We start from the raw sequence: 18,732 nt of genomic DNA, 5'->3' as shown, positions 1-18,732 counted from the left end.
TTATGTTTTGTGCAGGAGGTATATCGATTGAAGAAATTATTGCGTATCGTAATGATTACAATTTTAATTTTAGCTGTTGATTTATACGGGAAATTACTCGTTTCACAATATATATTAACCCCATCTCAATCAAAGCAAGAAAATAAAATTGTGAAAAAGAAAAAACAAGTAAATGAAGACTCTTCCGATACGGTTTTAAATATGATTGGTGGGGACTCTGAAAATTTATTAGCAAAATGGGGCGAACCTTCTCGAATAGAACCATCTGCTTATGGATATGAATGGTGGGTATACAATCAAGATTTAGCTCAGTATGTTCAATTTGGGGTTGCTGAACGTAAAATTGTAACGGCGTATGTCGCTGGTGAGCAAGTTAAGGTGCCACCTTATTATATAAATGAAAAGTATGAAGATGTGTATAAAAAGAATCCACTTTCTCATGAGATTTCGTTAAAAAGAGGAAAGAATAGTTATCAATTTGAGTTATCTGATACCGAAGTGATGGAACAACCATTAGTACCAGTAGAAGATGGTTGGGCACAATTATATTTTGATCATTTTACGCATGAGCTTGTCGGTGTTCGTTATATGGATGACGAAACGTTATTGCGTCAAAGACCGTATCAGCTCGTTTATTCGGGTGAATTATTAGCAGAACAACCATTAACTCCAGATAAAATGAAACAAATAGAGAATGGGAATATGCAACAAATTTTTGATTTAACAAATATTATTCGAAGTCGTCATAATTTACCGTTATTAGCGTGGGACCAACAAACGGCAGAGGTGGCAATCGGTCATAGTAAAGATATGAAGGATAATAATTACTTTTCACACGATTCACCTACATTAGGTACGTTAGGAGATCGTTTACAGCGCGGGAAAGTAGGATTTCAACTTGCCGGTGAGAACATAGCGGCGCAACATAGTGATGGGGTTGCGGCATTGCAAGGTTGGTTAAATAGTGAGGGACATCGAAAGAATTTATTGAATGAACAATTTACAGGATTAGGTGTTGGCGTATACGATAAGTTTTATACACAAAATTTTATTCGGAAATAAAATGAAACTGTAAATTGTGGATGGGAATCTTCCCCTATGCAAATAGTAGGATAAAAAGGTGCATGAATCGTCTAAAAATAGGCGAACCATGCGCCTTTTTTTTCTTATTATATAGTAGATATACATGAAGAGGTGAGGATTATGCCGACAACAAAAGGACCGTTACATCCATCGGTTCAACAGTTTAAAGAGTTTGTAAACCATCACCCTAAAATGCTTCATGAAGTTCGAAGTGGTCATAAAACTTGGCAACAGTTTTATGAGGAATGGTACTTACTTGGTGAAGAAGATCCAATATGGGCAACTTTTAGACCGGATGGAGCGCCTGCTTTTTCTTCGGTAAAAGAAAAGAAAAAAGAAAATGGAAAAGAAAAGGATACTCGAACTGAAGAGGAAAAAACTGCTGATGTGATGGGACAAATGCTTTCTTTCTTTAAAAAGTTAGACGTGGAACAAATGCAACATCATTTAGCCAATGTGACGAGTGCTATTGGGAGTGTGCAACAAGTTTTTCAACAATTTCAAGGAAAACGCACGCAGCAAGAAGAGAGTACTTCCGAAAATAATCCATTTTTCTTTCAGAAGGATTAGGAGGAAAGCGGATGAGAGCAGAAATTATGGAGTTTATAAAGGCTGATGAGGATTTATCTCGCTATATTAGGGAGCAACCTTACTGGTATAGAAAACTAACGCGAAACCCTGAAGAAAAAGAGGCATTTGAGTTAGCAGCTATGCAACATTTCAAAAAAACGATACCAGATAAAGTTGAGAAATTTCAAAATCAATTGGCAGTTGCTTCCATTATGATTGATATGTTTCAGTATATGAAGCAGCAAAATGCAACATAATTGGAAGGGAAAACTATGTCCGTCATGCAGAACTTTTGATACAATAGAAGCGGATTATTTAAAAAGGAGTTGCAGCATGAGCATGACGGAAATTTGTTTAGTACGACATGGACAAACTGATTGGAATTTTCAAGAGATTATTCAGGGACGTGAAGATATTCCGCTTAATGAAGTGGGGAAGAAGCAAGCGAGTCAAAGTGCAGCTGCTTTGCAAGCGGAGGCATGGGATATAATTATAAGTAGCCCATTAATTAGAGCGCAAGAAACAGCTAAGGAAATTGCAGAGGCAACTGGATTACAATCAATTTTATTAGATGAGCGATTTGTTGAACGTAATTTTGGTGAAGCTTCTGGGAAGCCAGTTGCGACTGTTAGGGAATTAATTGCAGAAGGTAAAGTAGAAGGTATGGAGCAAGATGAAGAAATTGTAGCTCGTTGTTTTGCTGCGGTAAAAGATGTTGCAGAAACTCATTCTGGCAAACGTATTATTATTGTAGCCCATTCTCATGCGATAAAAGCAATTTTACATGCAATTGCTCCGGAAGATATTTCGTTTAAGACACCGTTAAAAAACGCATGTATTAGTTATGTGAATGAAAATAGTGGGAAGTGGGATGTTGTTAAATACAACATCGCGGAACATATTAATGTATAAATGTGTACTGAAATTATTAAAAAATAGTTAGAATGATATCTTTCTGTTTAGTGAGACACTTCAATTAGTAGTTCTATTCTAAATGTGGTATGATAAATACTCGGAGGTGTCTCTCATGATTGTAGCGACGCTAGAAAGCGTATTAATATTAGATAAGGCAGAGCAGCTTGCAAAAGCGATCATCTGTTCAGATATAGCAGAAGATTACCGTAAATGTTATAAAGACTTGCATGAAGATATGGAAGTTCAGACGTTAATTCAGCAATTTACAGCGATGAAAGAACGATATGAGGAAGTGCAACGTTTCGGTAAATATCATCCTGACTATACTTTCGTTTCGACGAAAATGAGGGAATTGAAGCGTTCTGTAGATTTACATGATAAGATTGCAGCTTTTAAACGAGTAGAAACGGCTTTACAAAAGTTGTTAGATGAAGTTAGTGTAGCAATCGGTTCTGAGGTGTCCTCTTCCATCAAAGTTCCAACAGGAAATCCATTTTTTGATGCTGGTGGCTGTGGTGGCGGTTGTGGTACCGGCGGAGGTTGCGGTTGTAAAAAAACGGGGTAAATCACCCCGTTTTTTAGAAGGTAGAAGAAAACGTATACAGAGTTTGTCCTGTAATGTCATAAATTTCTGATTGGTTTTCATAAAATATAAAATATATGTTTTTAAAAGGAGAAGATGGAGAAGATTATGTTCGGGCAACGACAAAGTATGATTGTTTATTTACATTCATTGAAACATGCCAAGATTTTAAGAAAATATGGTAACATACATTACATATCAAAACGTTTAAAATATGCAGTAGTATATTGTGATATGGAACAAATTGAGCATATGATGCAAAAGTTGAACAAACTTCCTTTTGTGAAAAAGATAGAACAGTCGTACCGCCCGTATTTAAAAACGGAATTTGAAAATTCACGTCCTGATCGGGCAAAAGAATACGATTATAGCTAATAGAAAAAATCCCCTGCTAATTTTAACAGGGGATTTTTTATTTGAAATAACACATTATTTCATTGGAGGAATAAAATTATTCATTCGTAAAATACCAATTAAATGATTGAAAAACAGTTCTTTTTCTGGGAAAGTTGTGGATGGTTTTACCGTAAAGGTAGTCACTTTTTTTCCAAGTTGTTCTGCCGTTTCTTCAAATAAAATGACGCGTTTACTTTTTTTATTTTCAAGTACAGGAATGCCTTCACGACATATGTATAATGGTTGGAAATCACCAGTAGTAGTTGGTTTTAATATTACAACAAGTGAGCACACTTTTTTTTCATTTTTAATTGTTTCAAATTGTAACATATGTGTTATACGTTCTTGATTTGCTTTGGCAATTTCAAGTAATTCATATAAATCAGAGTAGCCCTCTCCGAGTTCTATAAAGCGTTGAATCATATCTTTTCCTCCTCTTTCTTTTACTGTACCATCTCACTTTTTAAATGAAAAGTAGACAAAGAAAAAAAACCCTGCAAAGCAGGGCCCTTCTTATACTAGCATGTACTAGTAAGAAGGCAAAGGGAGAGGAGAAACCGGAGGAAGAACTTATGGGGAAACGTAAGTCTTCTCCGCGGTTGGCAACAACATCGAAGGTGATGTTGTTATAGTTATTTATGTCCAATCTAAATGAAGATATACATGATGAAATTAAATTTTATGTTGGGCTTTTTATTTTTCTTTTTTTTATTTTATGATAGGATAAAAAAGATAAAGTGAAACGAATAGTTCGTGTTAGCGAATGGTGAGATGAATACATAAAAATGCAGAGCGGTTATTTTAAGCTAAGTTCTTCTAGTCTTCGTTGGAAGATGAATGGAATCGTAAAGTTTGGTAGCGGTTACCGAATGGAGAAGGGCTTTCTATAATTGCTCGATAGATTGAAATAAAGGTAGTGACAACAGATGAGAGTAGTTTCAGGAAAATGTAAAGGACACCCACTTAAAGCGGTGCCAGGTAATACAACACGTCCAACGACTGATAAAGTAAAAGAATCCATTTTTAATATGATAGGCCCTTATTTTGATGGGGGTGTCGCTCTTGATTTATTTGGTGGTAGCGGTGGTCTTGGAATCGAAGCTATAAGTAGAGGGATTGATAAAGCGATTTTTGTTGATCGAGACAATAAAGCGATAAAGGTAATCCATCAAAATTTAGAAAGTTGTAGAATACAGGAACAAGCTGAAGTATATCGGAATGATGCAGAACGTGCGATAAAAGCACTTATAAAACGTGAAATATCATTTGATCTTATATTAATTGATCCTCCATATAAAGATCAAAAAATTGTATCTTTAATTAGTGTAATGGATCAACATGGATTGCTACATAACGATGGTTTAATTATGGCGGAGCATGGTAATGATGTAGTTTTACCTGAGGCTATAGGAAGACTTGTAAAAGTACGAGCTGAAAATTATGGCATTACAGCGATATCGATTTATAAGTATGAAGGTGAGGGGACGGAATGACAAGTATAGCTATTTCTTCGGGCAGTTTTGATCCAATTACCCTTGGGCATCTGGATATTATTAAAAGGGGAGCAAAAGTATTTGACGAGGTATACGTAGTAGTTTTAAACAACTCGTCAAAAAAACCGTTCTTTTCAGTGGAAGAGCGTTTAGATTTAATTCGAGAAGCAACAAAGGATATTCCTAATGTCAAAGTAGATTCACATAGTGGACTACTAGTTGAGTATGCAAAAATGCGTAATGCGAACGCGATTTTACGTGGATTACGCGCAGTTTCTGATTTTGAATATGAAATGCAAATTACTTCTATGAATCGAAAGTTAGATGAAAACATTGAAACCTTTTTTATTATGACAAACAATCAATACTCATTTTTAAGCTCGAGCATTGTGAAAGAAGTTGCGAGATATGGAGGAAGTGTAGTAGATCTTGTACCTCCTGTTGTAGAACGTGCTTTAAAAGAAAAGTTTCAAACCCCGTTAAAGTGAACGGGGTTTTTCTTTGTTGCTCCGAAAAAATAATAAGATGACATATACATATAAGCAAAATAATGTAAATATCGGTCCGTAGTGTATAAAAGATGTCCAAAATTCATGCAGAATAGAAGAATGATTCGATAAAAAGACAGGGATATCTTTTTGCATAGGTGAAAAAGAGCTTACTTTTTCATAAAATGGTTTCCAAAATATAAAAGTAAAAATAGGGGCAAGAATACTTTGGATAATTCGTGCGAAAAAATAGGGCTTAAATCGAATGTCTGTTTCAGCTAATATGCTAGCGACTTGTGCCTGAATAGAAAGGCCGCTAAATGCTAAAATAAAGCTTGTTACCATAGCTTGCTGCAGGAGGGGTGTTTCAGTTATTTGACTAATCATTTGGCTTCCAAGTGTCATTTCAAACATGCCAGATAATATTGGGATACTAAATTCAGTAGTTAGTTGGAAGAATGATAAAATATGTTGCATAATAAAAGAAAGGGCTGCTGTAATATGAAATACAGTAATCATTTTATTTAAAACAGAGAATAAAATAATAAATCCACCAATCATAAGTAGCGTTTGAATAGAAGAAACGATAGCGTCCCCAAGTAATTTTCCTATTGGTCTTTTTTCTTGCATACGTGTCTCATGTAGAATTGAAAAAGGGTTTTGAAAAGGGTGTTTTTTAGTAACATGTTTATCATGCGTGGAACGGTTGTTATTGCCATAAAAACGCATCAGTAACCCGACAGCAAAATTACTTACATAATGTGCAGCAGCTAATACGATTCCTAATTTCGGATTATTGAAAAAACCGATAGAAACAGCGCCAAAAATAAAAAGTGGATTGGATGAGTTTGTAAAAGATACGAGGCGCTCTGCTTCAATTTGTGTTAGCTGATTGCTTTTGCGCAGTCTAGCGCTTAATTTGGCGCCAGCGGGAAAGCCTGAAGCCATTCCCATTGCCCAAACAAATCCGCCTATTCCTGGAACGCGGAAAAGTGGTCGCATAAGTGGTTCTAATATAACGCCTATAAATTTTACAACACCAATACTAATGAGAAGTTCGGCAATGATGAAAAACGGTAAAAGTGAAGGGAATACAACTTCCCACCATATATTTAACCCTCGAATGGAAGCTTGTAAAGCAGCTTGGGGGTGGAGTACAAGAGAAAAGGTTAAAAAAAGTGTTGATATGGTAAGGAAAGCCGTTTTCCATTTTTCATACATGTAAGTAAATCCCCCTTTGTCCCAAAAAACGTTCATTTCAGTATACGTGGATACGTAGTGAATTTAGACCATAAGTATGAAAAAGGAACGAAAAAAATTAAAGGGTGAGAAAAGTGAAAGAACCGAAAATTGGCTTAGCTCTTGGATCTGGGGGCGCAAAAGGTTTTGCTCATATTGGTGTTATAAAGGTTTTAAGGGAAAATGATATACCGATTCATATGATTGCAGGAAGTAGTATGGGGGCTTTAGTAGGTACATTTTATGCGGCTAGTTCAAACGTTGAAAGACTGTATAAACTGGCAAATGTTTTTAAGAGGAAATATTATTTAGATTTTACGGTTCCGAAAATGGGATTTATTTCTGGAAAACGTGTCAAAGATATGATTAAAATGTTTACATATAATAAAAATTTAGAAGAATTAGATATCCCGACGGCTGTTGTGGCTACTGATATCTTAAAGGGGGAAAAAGTTGTTTTTACAAGTGGTCCAGTTGCAGAGGCGGTGAGAGCGAGTATTTCTGTACCTGGAGTGTTTGTGCCAGAGAAAATAGATGGACGATTATTGGTAGATGGCGGAGTGATTGATCGCATCCCAGTATCGGTTGTGAAAGAGTTAGGTGCCGATATTGTCATTGCTGTTGATGTATCCCCGATTAAAGTAAATGGAGAGGTTACGTCTATTTATGATGTAATTATGCAGAGTATTGAAATTATGCAACATGAGCTTGTGATAAATCGGCAAATTGCATCTGATTTAATGATGCGCCCAGCTGTAGAACAATTTAGTTCCCGGGCTTTTACAAACATTGAAGACATTATTCGAGTTGGAGAGGTAGAAGCGGAAAAGCATGTTGCAAATATTCATTTATTAATTGAGCAGTGGAAGGAGAAACATAATGTTTAAGCGTTTTCGGTTTATATATGCAATTTTAATAGGGGTTATATTGGCAATGTTACTTGTTTATGTACGCCTGCCGTATTATGTAACGAAACCAGGAATGGCTGCCAAATTAGAGCCTTATGTTCAAGTTGAAGGGGGAACAAAAGAATCTGGTGATTTTATGCTTGTTACGGTTTCAATGGGACCGGCAAATGTAGTGAATTTAATAGCGGCACAGTTTAATAAATATACACATATTTCAAAAGCGGAAGAAATATTGCAAAAAGGTGAAAGTGATGAAGAATATCAATTTCGCCAAAATTATGCAATGAAAGATTCGCAAAATGCAGCGATTTATAATGCCTATAAACGTGCAAATCGTACTGTTTCTTTTGAAAATAAAGGTGTGTTGGTTGCTGGTGTAGCGAAAGGGATGCCTTCAGAAGGAAAGCTTAAACTTGGAGATGTTATCATTGCCGTCGACGGAAAAACATTTGAAAAGACAGAACAATTTATTGAATATATGACAGGGAAAAAAGAAGGAGATACAGTAAATATTGAGTACAAGAGGGATGGGAAACAGTTAAAAGAAAATTTAAATGTAAAGACTATTCCGAATGGAAATGGACGTGTTGGTATAGGTGTTTCTATCGTTACGGAAAGAGAATTAGTGGTAGATCCGAAAGTGAAAATTGACTCTCATGAAATAGGCGGACCATCGGCAGGCCTAATGTTTACATTAGAAATATATAATCAACTGGTGGAAGATGATTTAACAAGAGGGCATGAAATAGCTGGAACAGGGACGATCAATGAAAAGGGAGAAGTTGGCCCGATTGGTGGTATTCAGCAAAAAGTGGTTGCTGCAAGTGATGCTGGTGCTGAAGTGTTCTTTGCACCAAATGAAAAAGGTGCGGAGAAATCGAATTATAAAGATGCACTTGAGGCTGCGAAAGATATTAAAACGAAAATGAAAATTGTGCCAGTTGATACGTTGGATGATGCATTAATGTATTTGGAAAAAATGGGCAAGAAATAAAAAAATCTCTCTGAAAAGAGAGATTTTTTTATAGGAATTTTGCAGTTGTTTCATCGTAACGAATTGGGTGATGTGTTGCATCTTGTTTTAGTAGTTGTGTTCGTAATGGTTCTTGTATGATGGAGAAATATACAGAATTGGCTTTTTGCTCTATGTGTAAAGTAGGATGGTCAAATGTTTTTGTATGGGTAAGGATTGGAAGCTCTATTTTTTTCTTGTTTTTTGAAAGGTACGTTTGTCCTTTTTGTGACATGCCTAATAGACGAATGTATGGTGCATGTTGCTCTATATTTGCGCAATGTATTTCTTCTTTTGTTGTATTTGTTAAAATATGTGTACAAGCTCTTTGTAATCTAGTCCACGTATAACGTTTCGTTTTTAACGCTTCCATGAATGAATGGAAGGAGGAACTGGTTTGTATTTTTGATAAAATACGATGCTCTAAACCTTCCTCAATTTCATATATATGTCGTAAGTCTTCTGGAGACATTGTCATAAGTTTGTATTTAAAAAATGAAAAGTATTGTTCCCAATTATGTAATGTCCCGTAGTTTTGTTTATAACTTGCTAAAAGAGAAGCAGTCGCTTTTGGGATGAAAGGCTCAATTTCTTTAAAGGAACTATTTTCACTAAAAAGTTGTTTGCGAATACTTGTTGCGCTTGCAATATGTTGGTCGTTAAATGTTTCATCATGATAATGAGATGCGAACCTTTTTATCGTTTGTGCTTGCATAGAACTATTTTGCATTAGAATTGCTTTTATGTATTGGAAGCCTAAAATGTTATTTGGTTGTGACATGTCTATATTTTTTTCAGAAGATAAAATGTGTAGGAAAGCTTCAGATGTAGCTTTTGCGTAACTATTACCTGCGTTCATAAATTGCTTTACAAGACGATTAAAAGTCTCTTCTTCATTTTTCTGCACAGAGATGGTGTTATAAAAATTTTCGATTTGTCCATCTTCACTGCCGAAACAAATTTCAGAAACGTGTAGGGCGTTTAAAATAGAAATAGCGCCATTTGCAAAGGTTTCGGCCTTTTGCGTTGAAAAGGCATAAGGAAGCTCTACAACGAGGTCTACACCGCATGCTAAGGCCATTTTGGTACGATACCATTTGGATACGAGTGCTGGCTCACCACGTTGTAAAAAAGGGCCACTCATAACAGCGATTGTAATATCAGAGTGTGTTAACTTTTTTGTTTGTTGCACATGATAAGCATGACCGTTATGAAAAGGGTTATATTCAACAACAATACCACTGGCTTTTATGGTAATCTCTCCTTTCGATGTAGCATCTTTTTGAAAAACGTGATACTCTATATATTATTTACTATGATGACTTCATTATAGTGTAAAGAAAAAACATTGACAAATATAAAATGGCTAGCTATAATTTTGTTTGTTGCCTTGAGGTGATATGATATGAAATGGTCCATCCATCAATTGAATAAATTGAGAAATAAAGGATTGACATTGGATGAGATGGTAGATGTAAGTGAGCTAAAAGAGGTCGAGAAAGATATTCGTGAAATTAATCCTGTTCACGTAACAGGAAGAGTTGATTTTGGCTCCGGTAAGTTTACGTTCCATCTACATATAACTGGAAGCATGGTTTTACCATGTTCTCGCTCTTTAGTAGATGTGACATTACCATTTGACATTAAAACAACTGAGGTGTTCCAAACTTCACAAGAAGAATTTGAAACTGAAGCTGAAATTCATTGTTTAGAAGGAGAAGTACTTGACTTACTGCCCGTAATCAAGGAAAATATACTTTTGGAGATTCCAATGCAAATTTTCAGTGATGATGTTTCTGGTGGAGCACCGACGCAAGGTCAAGACTGGCAAGTGATTTCGGAAGAAGACAAAGAAAAGCCTGTTGATCCAAGATTGGCAGGACTTGCAAAGTTTTTTGACAAATAATCGGAAGACTGGTTCAGGCCTTCATATGAAAATAACTATTTCTTTTAAGGAGGTGGGAAGAATGGCTGTACCTTTTAGAAGAACTTCTAAAACAGTAAAAAGAAAGCGTCGTACGCATTTCAAATTATCAGTACCTGGTATGGTAGAGTGCCCAAGCTGTGGTGAAGCGAAATTAGCTCACCGTGTATGTAAAGCATGCGGTACTTACAAAGGTAAAGAAGTAATTAGCAAGTAATTGCGGGAAAATAAACGTAGAAGATATCTTCTACGTTTATTTTTTTTGTCTTATTCTTCATTTGTTGTATTCTATCTTTTCTAGTAACTGCATATGTTTAATAAAAAATGCATAGGGAGGACTAGAGAGATGGCGACAACAAGACAAGATGCTTGGACTGATGATGAAGATTTGCTTCTGGCAGAAGTAGTACTCCGGCATATTCGAGAAGGTGGAACGCAATTATCTGCCTTTAAAGAAGTGGGAAGACATTTATCTCGTACACCAGCAGCATGTGGCTTTAGATGGAATTCTTACGTTAGAAAGCAATACAAAGAACGTATTGAAGAAGCGAAGCAACTGCGTAAAGTGGAAAATTATGAAGTGAAAGAGACGAAGGTATTAGAACCTACGTCAATTACATTGAATGATGTTATTGATTTCTTGCAAAATTATAAAGATGAAAACTCTTTAGTGGTGTTGCAACAGCAAATTGAATCGTTACAAACAGAGAAAGAGAGCCTGTTGGAGCGATTATCAGTATATGAGGAAGAATATAGAACATTGCTTGATTATATCGATCAAAAAAGAAGTGTAATGGTAGCGGAAAGAAATAGCGCTCGTTCGAATGGGAAATTAGAGAAGTTAAAGAAATAAAAAAACAGCTGCTATGTAGCTGTTTTTTTATTTCTTATGCAGACTCTTCATTTGTAACCGCATTCAAATTTGTTTCTGGGTGCCAAACGTAAAAATCACCATCAGGTACTGACACAGGTTGGAAATTTAATTTATCCCAAAAACCAGCTGAATGGATACGTGCGATCGTTTTAATTGGGAACTGCAGTCCCTTCGCATAATTTACAAGCATTTCTCCGAATCCTTGTTTTTGGAAAGTTGGTAATACTTCAAGTTTATAAAGTTCTAGGTAAGTACCTGTAATTTCGAATGGTTCCCCGCCGTTCCTTTTCATGTATAGACTCATACGTGCAATGAGTGATCCGCCGTAATAAATACCGTAAAATGGAGATTCACTATTGTTTTCAATAATGTTTGCTTGTAATTCTTCTAACATGGATAGTTCTTGAGCTCCGCAGCCTTTAAATTTTTTAAACTCGTCTAATGTTTTATAATTGATGAGCAAGCGCTCAACTTTTGGGAATCCCATAACATCACATCCTTTTTGTCTCAATGAATGCAGAAAAGTGAAAATATTTATAATAATATTATAACTCATTTTTTTATTTTTATGAAGATGATAGTGTATTTCTTTTATTATTTTTTTGAGGATTTGCTAAACTAAGAGTAGAAGCATAGTAATAAGTAGTATATACATATTGAAAGAAGAGGTGGCATTTGATCATCTTTAGTTAATTATGATTCCGTATGAATCGGGGGTTCGCGGAATAAAAGAGGAGGGGAAAAAGGGACTTATGTATCGTGCTCAAATGAGTTCCTTGTGTGAAAATGAAAATTGGAGTTGTGGGACCGGGAGCTATTGGTCTATTGTATACATTTTATTTACAAAAAAGTAATCAAGATGTTACGTTGTTTACAAGGACAGCTAAGCAGGCTGACGAATTAAATATAACGGGTGTAACTTGTATTAGGGAGGGGAAACGTGAAACGGTATTCCCGCCAGTATTACCAATAGAAAGTATGCTAGACCAGCAGCTAGATTATATATTTATTGCTGTTAAGCAATATCATATAACTGACATACTACCTTTTGTGCGAGGGAAATCCTCAGTAGTCTTTTTGCAAAACGGAATGTCACACCTTCATGCTATGCAGAAAATAGAGAATGAAAATATTGCAGTTGGAATTGTAGAGCATGGTGCGAAAAAAGAAGAAAGACATATCGTTTATCATACAGGGATAGGTGTAACGAAGTTTGGAATCGTGCGCGGTCGGTCTATACATTTTGAAAAAATATTTAATTGCTTTCCTTTTCCGCATTTTCCAATTCGAATAGAAGATAATTGGAAGGATGTTATGCACAAAAAATTAGTAGTGAATGTATGTATCAATCCATTGACGGCATTATTACAGGTCAAGAATGGAGAATTGATCACGAACCCGTTTTTTTATCAGATGATGGAGCAAGTATTCCAGGAAGTCGTTTTTCTCGTTAAAGAAGAAAAAGAAATGGTATGGGAAATGGTACGTCATGTATGTGAAAGAACATCTCATAATACATCATCTATGCTGGCAGATGTAAGGGCGAATAGACAAACAGAGATTGGTGCGATTGTTGGATATGTATTAGAAGAAGCTATGAAACAGCAACGATCCGTTCCGACACTTCAATTTTTGTTCGATGCAATAAAAGGGTTAGAAGTAAAAGTATAAGTGTAATTCTTTGCTTTTACGTGAAACATTGACTACAATGTGGATTGGTGAGAGAACAGGATACGAAAGGAAGAATTATATGGAGATAAAAGAAATCTCTGTTCCGCAACAAGGTGTTGTAGCGGACTATATGAACGGTGAAAAAGAGATACAGTCGTGTTTTGATTATATGTTAACAGAAGATGCTTTTAAACAGCGTGTACAAGATTTGCGTGAGAGGGAGTTTTTCCGCCAAGATTTAGTAGCGCATTTATTAGAATATAATACAAAATTACAAGCGGGAGAAGCTACAATTCAAAATGTAAAAGCGCTTGAAGATGAAGATACATATGTTGTTATAGCTGGACAACAAGCTGGGTTATTAACTGGGCCACTTTATACGATTCATAAAATTATTTCAGTTTTACAGCTTGCGAAGGAAAAGGAAGAAAGTTTAGGCGTTAAAGTTGTTCCTGTTTTCTGGATTGCTGGTGAAGACCATGATATGGATGAAATTAATCATACTTTTGTAACGAAGAATAAAAAAATAAAAAAGACTATTTTTCATGATCGTAATCCGAAAAAGGCGAGTGCTTCAGAATCTGAGCTTTCTTTGGAAGACTGTAGAAAGTGGATTGAAGAAATTTTTAAAACATACCCTGAAACGAATTTTACAAAGGATGTACTGCGATTTATTGATGATTCTTTAGGGAAATCGAATACGTATGTAGATTTCTTTGGTCACCTTATTATGAAAATGTTCATAAATTCTGGTTTAATTCTTGTCGATTCGCATCATCCTGAATTAAGAAAATTAGAAGTGCCGTTTTTTAAACAAATTGTAAGTAAGTATAAAGAAGTGCAAGAGGGGCTTCATAACCAACAGGAAGTAATTAAAGAATTAGGATATAAGCCAATTATTGAAACAAAGTCTAATGCAGTACATATATTCATGGAAATTGATAATGAGCGAGTGTTGCTTGAAGACAATCAAGGGAAGTTTGTTGGGAAGGATGGGACGTATTCCTTTTCATATGAGGAATTGATTGAAGAGATGGAAAGAAGCCCAGAGCGCTTTAGTAATAATGTTGTAACGCGCCCTCTTATGCAAGAGTATGTATTTCCTACGTTGGCGTTTATTGGAGGTCCAGGGGAATTAGCTTACTGGAGTGAATTACAACAAGTCTTCCATACTATCGGTTTCCGAATGCCGCCTGTCGTTCCTCGTATTACAATTACTTATATTGAGAGGGATATAGCGACAGATTTACACGATTTACAATTGCAAGAGAGTGACCCGTTTTTAAATAACGTAGATAAGTTGCGTGAAAACTGGCTATCTAATCAAATAGAGGAACCGATAGATGAACGATTTGTAGAGGCGAAAAAAGAAATAATTGATATTCATAAGTCATTACAACAGTTTGTGAAGAAAATAGATCCTGGATTAAGTTCGTTTGCAGGGAAAAATGAGTTCAAAATTAATGAACAAATTGAACTGTTGGAAAGAATGTTGAAAAGAAATATTGAGAAAAAACATGAAGTGGAACTAAATAAATTCCGTCGTATACAATTTGCAATCCGTCCATTGGGAGCGCCACAAGAGCGTGTGTGGAATGTATGTTACTATTTAAATCAGTTCGGTTTAGATTTCGTTGATCGTGTAATGGAAAAACCGTTTTCTTGGAATGGAAAACATCATGTTATAAAACTATAAAATCTTGCTCTTAGGAGCAGGATTTTATTTTTATCCCGTTGAATTTACTGTGAAGTGAAATTTTTCTGAATTATTAATTTTAAAAAAGCTAATATCGTAATTATGCAGGATACTTAAATATATGACAAAATAGCACAAAATGTAAACGTATTATTATCTTTTTCGACAGTTTTTTATTTAAATTCCCGCAAAAGATGATAAAATTTAGTATATAATAAAAGAAAATAGCGATTTGTATAGTATGCTGCCTTTGTAGGCAAGTTAAATGAGTCGTTCTTTCATAGTATTTCGTTCTCTAGTCGTGAAATATGCGTTTAGAGGAGGAGATACATTCAACATAATTAATTGGAAAAAGAGTAGGTGCAACAATGTTTAATCACGTAACAGTGCTTTTGAAGGAAACAGTAGATGGCTTAGATATAAAGCCAGGTGGTACATATGTAGATTGTACACTGGGGGGAGGAGGACATAGTTCTTATTTATTATCCCAATTAACTGAAGGCGGAAGATTAATCGCGTTTGATCAAGATGAGATAGCAATTCAAAATGCGAAAGAAAAATTCTCTTCATACGGTGAGCAGTTCATAACAGTAAAGAGTAATTTCCGTTACCTATCTGAAAAACTACAGGAATTAGGTATAACAGAAGTAGACGGTATTTTATTTGATTTAGGTGTTTCATCCCCGCAATTAGATACACCAGAGCGTGGCTTTAGTTACCATCATGATGCACCGTTAGATATGCGAATGGATCAAGATGCCCCATTAACAGCCTATGATGTTGTAAATAGTTGGTCATATGAACAACTTGTAAGAATTTTCTTCCAGTATGGCGAAGAGAAATTTTCAAAACAAATAGCAAGAAAAATTGAAGCGTATCGTGAGAATAAAGCTATTGAAACGACAGGGGAATTAGTAGAACTAATTAAAGAGGGTATTCCAGCTCCTGCTCGTAGAACGGGTGGACATCCTGCGAAGCGAGTGTTCCAAGCGATCCGTATTGCGGTAAATGATGAATTGAAAGTATTTGAAGAAGCGTTGGAATCTGCAATTGAGATGGTCAAGCCAGGCGGAAGAGTTAGCGTTATAACATTCCATTCTTTAGAAGACCGTATTTGTAAAACGACGTTTAAGCGAAATAGTACAACGCCACAATTGCCACCAGGATTACCAATTATTCCTGATGAATTTAAGCCAAAATTAAAGCTTATTACAAGAAAACCGATTTTACCTTCTGATATAGAGTTAGAAGAAAATAATCGAGCGCGTTCTGCGAAATTGAGAATCGCTGAAAAACGATAAAAAGGGGAGAGAGGTATGAGTAACTTAGCTGTAAAGTACAAGCAACAAGCGCAAGAAGAGGTTCAGATTCAAACGCCCCCACAGCAGATGGTTCAGCCAAAAGCTAAAGCGAAGATTACAAGAATCGAAAAACTGTTGTATGTAGCGTTTATTGGCTTTTTATTGTATGCCTGTGTAGCATTTATTGGAAATAAAGCAGGCCTTTATCAGGTTAATGTAGAAGCTGCGACAATAGAACAAAAAATTGTACAGCAGCAAAAAGAAAATCAAGAGTTACAGGCTGAAGTAGAGAAGTTAAGTCGTTATGAACGAATCGCTGAAGTTGCAAAAAAACACGGGCTAGAAATTAATGCGAATAATGTGAAAGGCCTCAAATAAGGCAATAGGTGTGAAGGGAAAATGAAGAGAAACATGACTAAATTTCATACCAATAAGGGAGCAGGGTATTTTATGATTTTATTCCTCCTGCTCTTTTTGCTGTTATTAGCCCGATTTTTTTACATACAAGCGACAGGAACAGTGCATAATCAGGATTTGGATAAACTCGCTCAGCAAAAACATAGTAAAACAGGAGTTCTCGAAGCAAATCGCGGGACGATTTATGATCAAAACGGTCATGTGTTAGCGCAAGATGCAAACTCTTATAAACTTGTAGCGGAACTAAAAGGTGCGAAGCCGGTTGAGGATAAAGAGGATACCGCCAAGAAAATTGCGGGCGTACTCGGAAAAGATGAAAAGAAGATTTTAGATACGTTAAATAAAGAAGGTAGAAGTCAAGTAGAATTTGGGAATTTAGGTAAGGGCTTGACGAAGGAACAGAAGGAACAAATCGAAGCATTGAAATTGCCAGGCATATCTTTTATTACAGAAAATGCAAGAGTGTATCCAAATGGTGATTTCGCATCTTATGTTGTAGGTTACGCGAAACCTGATGATAAAGGAATTGCTGTAGGACGATTTGGTTTAGAAAAGAGTTTGGATAAGTATTTAGGTGCTGCTAATGGAAAAGTAGCTTATACAGGTGACCGTAAAGGAGTATCTCTTGACGGTGGAAAAGTGAATGTAAAGGCACCTAAAAATGGTGATAATGTTTATTTAACGCTTGACCAACGTATTCAAAGTTATTTAGAAGACGCGATGAAAGAAGCGAGTAAACATTATGAACCGGAAAGCTTAATAGGAATTGTTGCGGATCCAAAAACAGGGAAAATATTAGCGATGTCTAGTAAACCTAGTTATGATCCGAACCAGGAAATTAATGAGTATTATTATAATGATGCAATTGCAAATGCATTTGAACCTGGATCAACAATGAAAATTTTCACGCTAGCAGCAGCTATTAATGAAGGTGTGTATAAGGGACAAGATTATTATCAGTCTGGTACATATCAAGTCGGGAACCGCAAAATAAAAGATCATAATGGCGGTGCTGGATGGGGATCTATCACATTTGATGAAGGGGTAGAGCGCTCTTCCAATGTAGCGTTTGCTATTTTAGGTGATCAAAAACTTGGTCCAGACCGTTTCCGGAAATATATCCATGCTTTCGGATTAGATGAAAAAACGAATATTGATTTACCTGATGAAGGTTCAAATACCATTTTATTCGATCAGCAAATACAGCAAGTAACGACAGCTTTTGGACAAGGTTCTACTGTAACACCAATTCAGCTTGTACAAGCTGCAACTGCTATTGCGAACGATGGGAAAATGATGAAACCTTATACAATTGATAAAATTGTAGATCCGATAACAGGGGAAGTAAAATTAGAACATAAGCCAGAAGAAGTGGGCAAACCGGTTACAAAAGAGACAGCAGCGCAAGTAAGGCAGTTATTAGAACGTGTTGTTACATCACCGAAAGGAACAGGAACTGCTTATAAAGTCGATGGATATTCAGTTGGTGGTAAAACAGGAACAGCGCAAATTCCGGATGGAAAAGGTGGCTATATGACAGGAAGAGAGAATTATATATTCTCGTTCTTAGGTATGGCACCTATGGATGATCCGCAACTTGTTGTATATGTAGCTGTTAAAAAACCGAAGTTGAAAGATGATGAGAGTGGTGCACAACCTTTAGCTGATATTTTTAAATATGTAACGAAGAATAGTTTAGAGTATTTAAAGATTAAGCCTAATGAAGTGAAAGATCCGAAGAAATATGTGAAAGAGCAGCAAACTGCTGTTCCAGATGTAACGGGAAAAACGATGGAAGAAGCGAAAAAAGCTATTGATAAAGCAAAACTTCGCCCAATCGTATTAGGTGAAGGGAAAGTACAGCAACAAGTACCGAAAGCGACTGAACAAACATTGAAGGGTGACCGAGTGTTCTTAGTGGGAGATCAACCTACAATGCCAAATATACAAGGCTGGGCACTTCGTGATGTTATGAATTTAGCAAAAACATTAAAGCTTAACTTAAAACCTACTGGTACCGGATACGTAACTGAACAAAGTGTGCCAGAAGGAACATTGTTGCAACCTGGTACAGAGTTAGGTGTAACACTTGTACCGCCACTTGAACCACAACAAGAAGCAGAAAAGCCGTAATGGTAAAAGAGAAGAAGTTCTAATTAAAT

General features: G+C 36.0%; 22 protein-coding genes. 18 read left to right on the top strand and 4 right to left on the bottom strand.

The genetic code is table 11. The features are described from left to right. Positions 1 to 27 precede the first annotated feature (27 nt). From NLJ82_RS19085 to NLJ82_RS19060, 6 genes are all read left to right on the top strand, one after another. Complete coding sequence (locus NLJ82_RS19085; RefSeq protein ID WP_000735391.1) at positions 28 to 1,062, top strand: CAP domain-containing protein; 1,035 nt, start codon at positions 28 to 30, stop codon at positions 1,060 to 1,062. 141 nt (positions 1,063 to 1,203) lie between these two features. Continuing rightward, positions 1,204 to 1,653 carry a YlbD family protein gene (locus NLJ82_RS19080; RefSeq protein ID WP_001143326.1) on the top strand — a complete coding sequence of 150 codons (450 nt, stop codon included), beginning with the start codon at positions 1,204 to 1,206 and terminating at the stop codon, positions 1,651 to 1,653. 11 nt (positions 1,654 to 1,664) lie between these two features. After that, the gene (locus tag NLJ82_RS19075; RefSeq protein ID WP_001200990.1) at positions 1,665 to 1,910 is read left to right on the top strand and encodes a YlbE-like family protein; all 246 of its coding nucleotides are present in this window, start codon (positions 1,665 to 1,667) and stop codon (positions 1,908 to 1,910) included. 82 nt (positions 1,911 to 1,992) lie between these two features. Further along, positions 1,993 to 2,565 (top strand): histidine phosphatase family protein, encoded by a 573-nt coding sequence (locus tag NLJ82_RS19070; RefSeq protein WP_001998138.1) that lies wholly within the window; start codon positions 1,993 to 1,995, stop codon positions 2,563 to 2,565. 115 nt (positions 2,566 to 2,680) lie between these two features. Further along, complete coding sequence (locus NLJ82_RS19065) at positions 2,681 to 3,133, top strand: YlbF/YmcA family competence regulator (protein ID WP_000634351.1); 453 nt, start codon at positions 2,681 to 2,683, stop codon at positions 3,131 to 3,133. A 126-nt stretch (positions 3,134 to 3,259) separates the two neighbouring features. Then, positions 3,260 to 3,526, top strand: coding sequence for a YlbG family protein (locus tag NLJ82_RS19060; RefSeq protein WP_002080814.1), 267 nt, complete (start codon positions 3,260 to 3,262; stop codon positions 3,524 to 3,526). A 54-nt stretch (positions 3,527 to 3,580) separates the two neighbouring features. On the opposite strand, the gene NLJ82_RS19055 is transcribed toward NLJ82_RS19060, so the two are convergent. Continuing rightward, complete coding sequence (locus tag NLJ82_RS19055; RefSeq protein WP_000616011.1) at positions 3,581 to 3,970, bottom strand: DUF7147 family protein; 390 nt, start codon at positions 3,968 to 3,970, stop codon at positions 3,581 to 3,583. Between the two features lie 503 nt (positions 3,971 to 4,473). On the opposite strand from NLJ82_RS19055, the gene rsmD reads away from it, so the two are divergent. Beyond that, positions 4,474 to 5,040, top strand: a complete 567-nt coding sequence (gene rsmD / locus NLJ82_RS19050; protein ID WP_001266987.1) for a 16S rRNA (guanine(966)-N(2))-methyltransferase RsmD — start codon at positions 4,474 to 4,476, stop codon at positions 5,038 to 5,040. Continuing rightward, positions 5,037 to 5,528: a pantetheine-phosphate adenylyltransferase gene (gene coaD / locus NLJ82_RS19045; RefSeq protein ID WP_000200598.1), complete on the top strand. Its 492-nt coding sequence runs from the start codon at positions 5,037 to 5,039 to the stop codon at positions 5,526 to 5,528. Before rsmD ends, coaD begins: the two co-directional genes overlap by 4 nt. Here the strand turns inward: coaD and ylbJ are convergent. Beyond that, positions 5,520 to 6,749, bottom strand: coding sequence for a sporulation integral membrane protein YlbJ (gene ylbJ, locus NLJ82_RS19040; protein ID WP_000273097.1), 1,230 nt, complete (start codon positions 6,747 to 6,749; stop codon positions 5,520 to 5,522). The genes coaD and ylbJ overlap by 9 nt on opposite strands. Positions 6,750 to 6,862: 113 nt before the next feature. On the opposite strand from ylbJ, the gene NLJ82_RS19035 reads away from it, so the two are divergent. Together NLJ82_RS19035 and NLJ82_RS19030 are read left to right on the top strand one after the other, a co-directional pair. Continuing rightward, positions 6,863 to 7,654 (top strand): patatin-like phospholipase family protein, encoded by a 792-nt coding sequence (locus tag NLJ82_RS19035; protein ID WP_000662598.1) that lies wholly within the window; start codon positions 6,863 to 6,865, stop codon positions 7,652 to 7,654. Then, entirely contained in the window at positions 7,647 to 8,669 is a 1,023-nt protein-coding gene (locus NLJ82_RS19030; RefSeq protein WP_000476302.1) for a SepM family pheromone-processing serine protease, read from the top strand. Before NLJ82_RS19035 ends, NLJ82_RS19030 begins: the two co-directional genes overlap by 8 nt. 28 nt (positions 8,670 to 8,697) lie before the next feature. Here the strand turns inward: NLJ82_RS19030 and NLJ82_RS19025 are convergent, their stop codons facing one another. Next, the gene (locus NLJ82_RS19025) at positions 8,698 to 9,939 is read right to left on the bottom strand and encodes a nucleotidyltransferase (protein WP_163170607.1); all 1,242 of its coding nucleotides are present in this window, start codon (positions 9,937 to 9,939) and stop codon (positions 8,698 to 8,700) included. A 153-nt stretch (positions 9,940 to 10,092) separates the two neighbouring features. On the opposite strand from NLJ82_RS19025, the gene NLJ82_RS19020 reads away from it, so the two are divergent. The 3 genes from NLJ82_RS19020 (at position 10,093) to NLJ82_RS19010 (ending at position 11,464) form a co-directional block, all read left to right on the top strand. Continuing rightward, complete coding sequence (locus tag NLJ82_RS19020; protein WP_000872145.1) at positions 10,093 to 10,593, top strand: YceD family protein; 501 nt, start codon at positions 10,093 to 10,095, stop codon at positions 10,591 to 10,593. 61 nt (positions 10,594 to 10,654) lie between these two features. After that, positions 10,655 to 10,828: a 50S ribosomal protein L32 gene (gene rpmF / locus NLJ82_RS19015; RefSeq protein ID WP_001984764.1), complete on the top strand. Its 174-nt coding sequence runs from the start codon at positions 10,655 to 10,657 to the stop codon at positions 10,826 to 10,828. Between the two features lie 129 nt (positions 10,829 to 10,957). After that, a complete protein-coding gene (locus tag NLJ82_RS19010; RefSeq protein WP_000246478.1) occupies positions 10,958 to 11,464 on the top strand; it encodes an RsfA family transcriptional regulator in 507 nt (168 codons plus the stop codon). A gap of 34 nt (positions 11,465 to 11,498) precedes the next feature. Here NLJ82_RS19010 and NLJ82_RS19005 read toward each other — a convergent pair whose 3' ends face one another. Further along, positions 11,499 to 11,972 carry an N-acetyltransferase gene (locus NLJ82_RS19005; protein WP_000506707.1) on the bottom strand — a complete coding sequence of 158 codons (474 nt, stop codon included), beginning with the start codon at positions 11,970 to 11,972 and terminating at the stop codon, positions 11,499 to 11,501. Positions 11,973 to 12,265: 293 nt separating this feature from the next. Here NLJ82_RS19005 and panE point away from each other — a divergent pair, with 293 nt between their 5' ends. The 5 genes from panE to NLJ82_RS18980 all read left to right on the top strand — a co-directional run bounded on the left by panE (position 12,266) and on the right by NLJ82_RS18980 (position 18,703). Next, complete coding sequence (gene panE, locus NLJ82_RS19000) at positions 12,266 to 13,156, top strand: 2-dehydropantoate 2-reductase (RefSeq protein WP_254754581.1); 891 nt, start codon at positions 12,266 to 12,268, stop codon at positions 13,154 to 13,156. Positions 13,157 to 13,235: 79 nt separating this feature from the next. Beyond that, positions 13,236 to 14,852: a bacillithiol biosynthesis cysteine-adding enzyme BshC gene (gene bshC / locus NLJ82_RS18995; protein ID WP_000403033.1), complete on the top strand. Its 1,617-nt coding sequence runs from the start codon at positions 13,236 to 13,238 to the stop codon at positions 14,850 to 14,852. 368 nt (positions 14,853 to 15,220) lie between these two features. Beyond that, positions 15,221 to 16,153, top strand: coding sequence for a 16S rRNA (cytosine(1402)-N(4))-methyltransferase RsmH (gene rsmH / locus NLJ82_RS18990; protein ID WP_000481789.1), 933 nt, complete (start codon positions 15,221 to 15,223; stop codon positions 16,151 to 16,153). A 15-nt stretch (positions 16,154 to 16,168) separates the two neighbouring features. Beyond that, complete coding sequence (gene ftsL / locus NLJ82_RS18985) at positions 16,169 to 16,531, top strand: cell division protein FtsL (protein WP_000067081.1); 363 nt, start codon at positions 16,169 to 16,171, stop codon at positions 16,529 to 16,531. A 21-nt stretch (positions 16,532 to 16,552) separates the two neighbouring features. Then, positions 16,553 to 18,703: a penicillin-binding protein gene (locus NLJ82_RS18980; protein ID WP_012644572.1), complete on the top strand. Its 2,151-nt coding sequence runs from the start codon at positions 16,553 to 16,555 to the stop codon at positions 18,701 to 18,703. The last annotated feature ends 29 nt before the right edge of the window (positions 18,704 to 18,732 follow it).

It is taken from the genome of Bacillus paranthracis (assembly GCF_024296885.1).
Lineage (GTDB): Bacteria > Bacillota > Bacilli > Bacillales > Bacillaceae_G > Bacillus_A > Bacillus_A paranthracis.
Note: the sequence above shows the minus strand (reverse complement) of the source record. Positions and strands in the feature narration are given on the sequence as shown.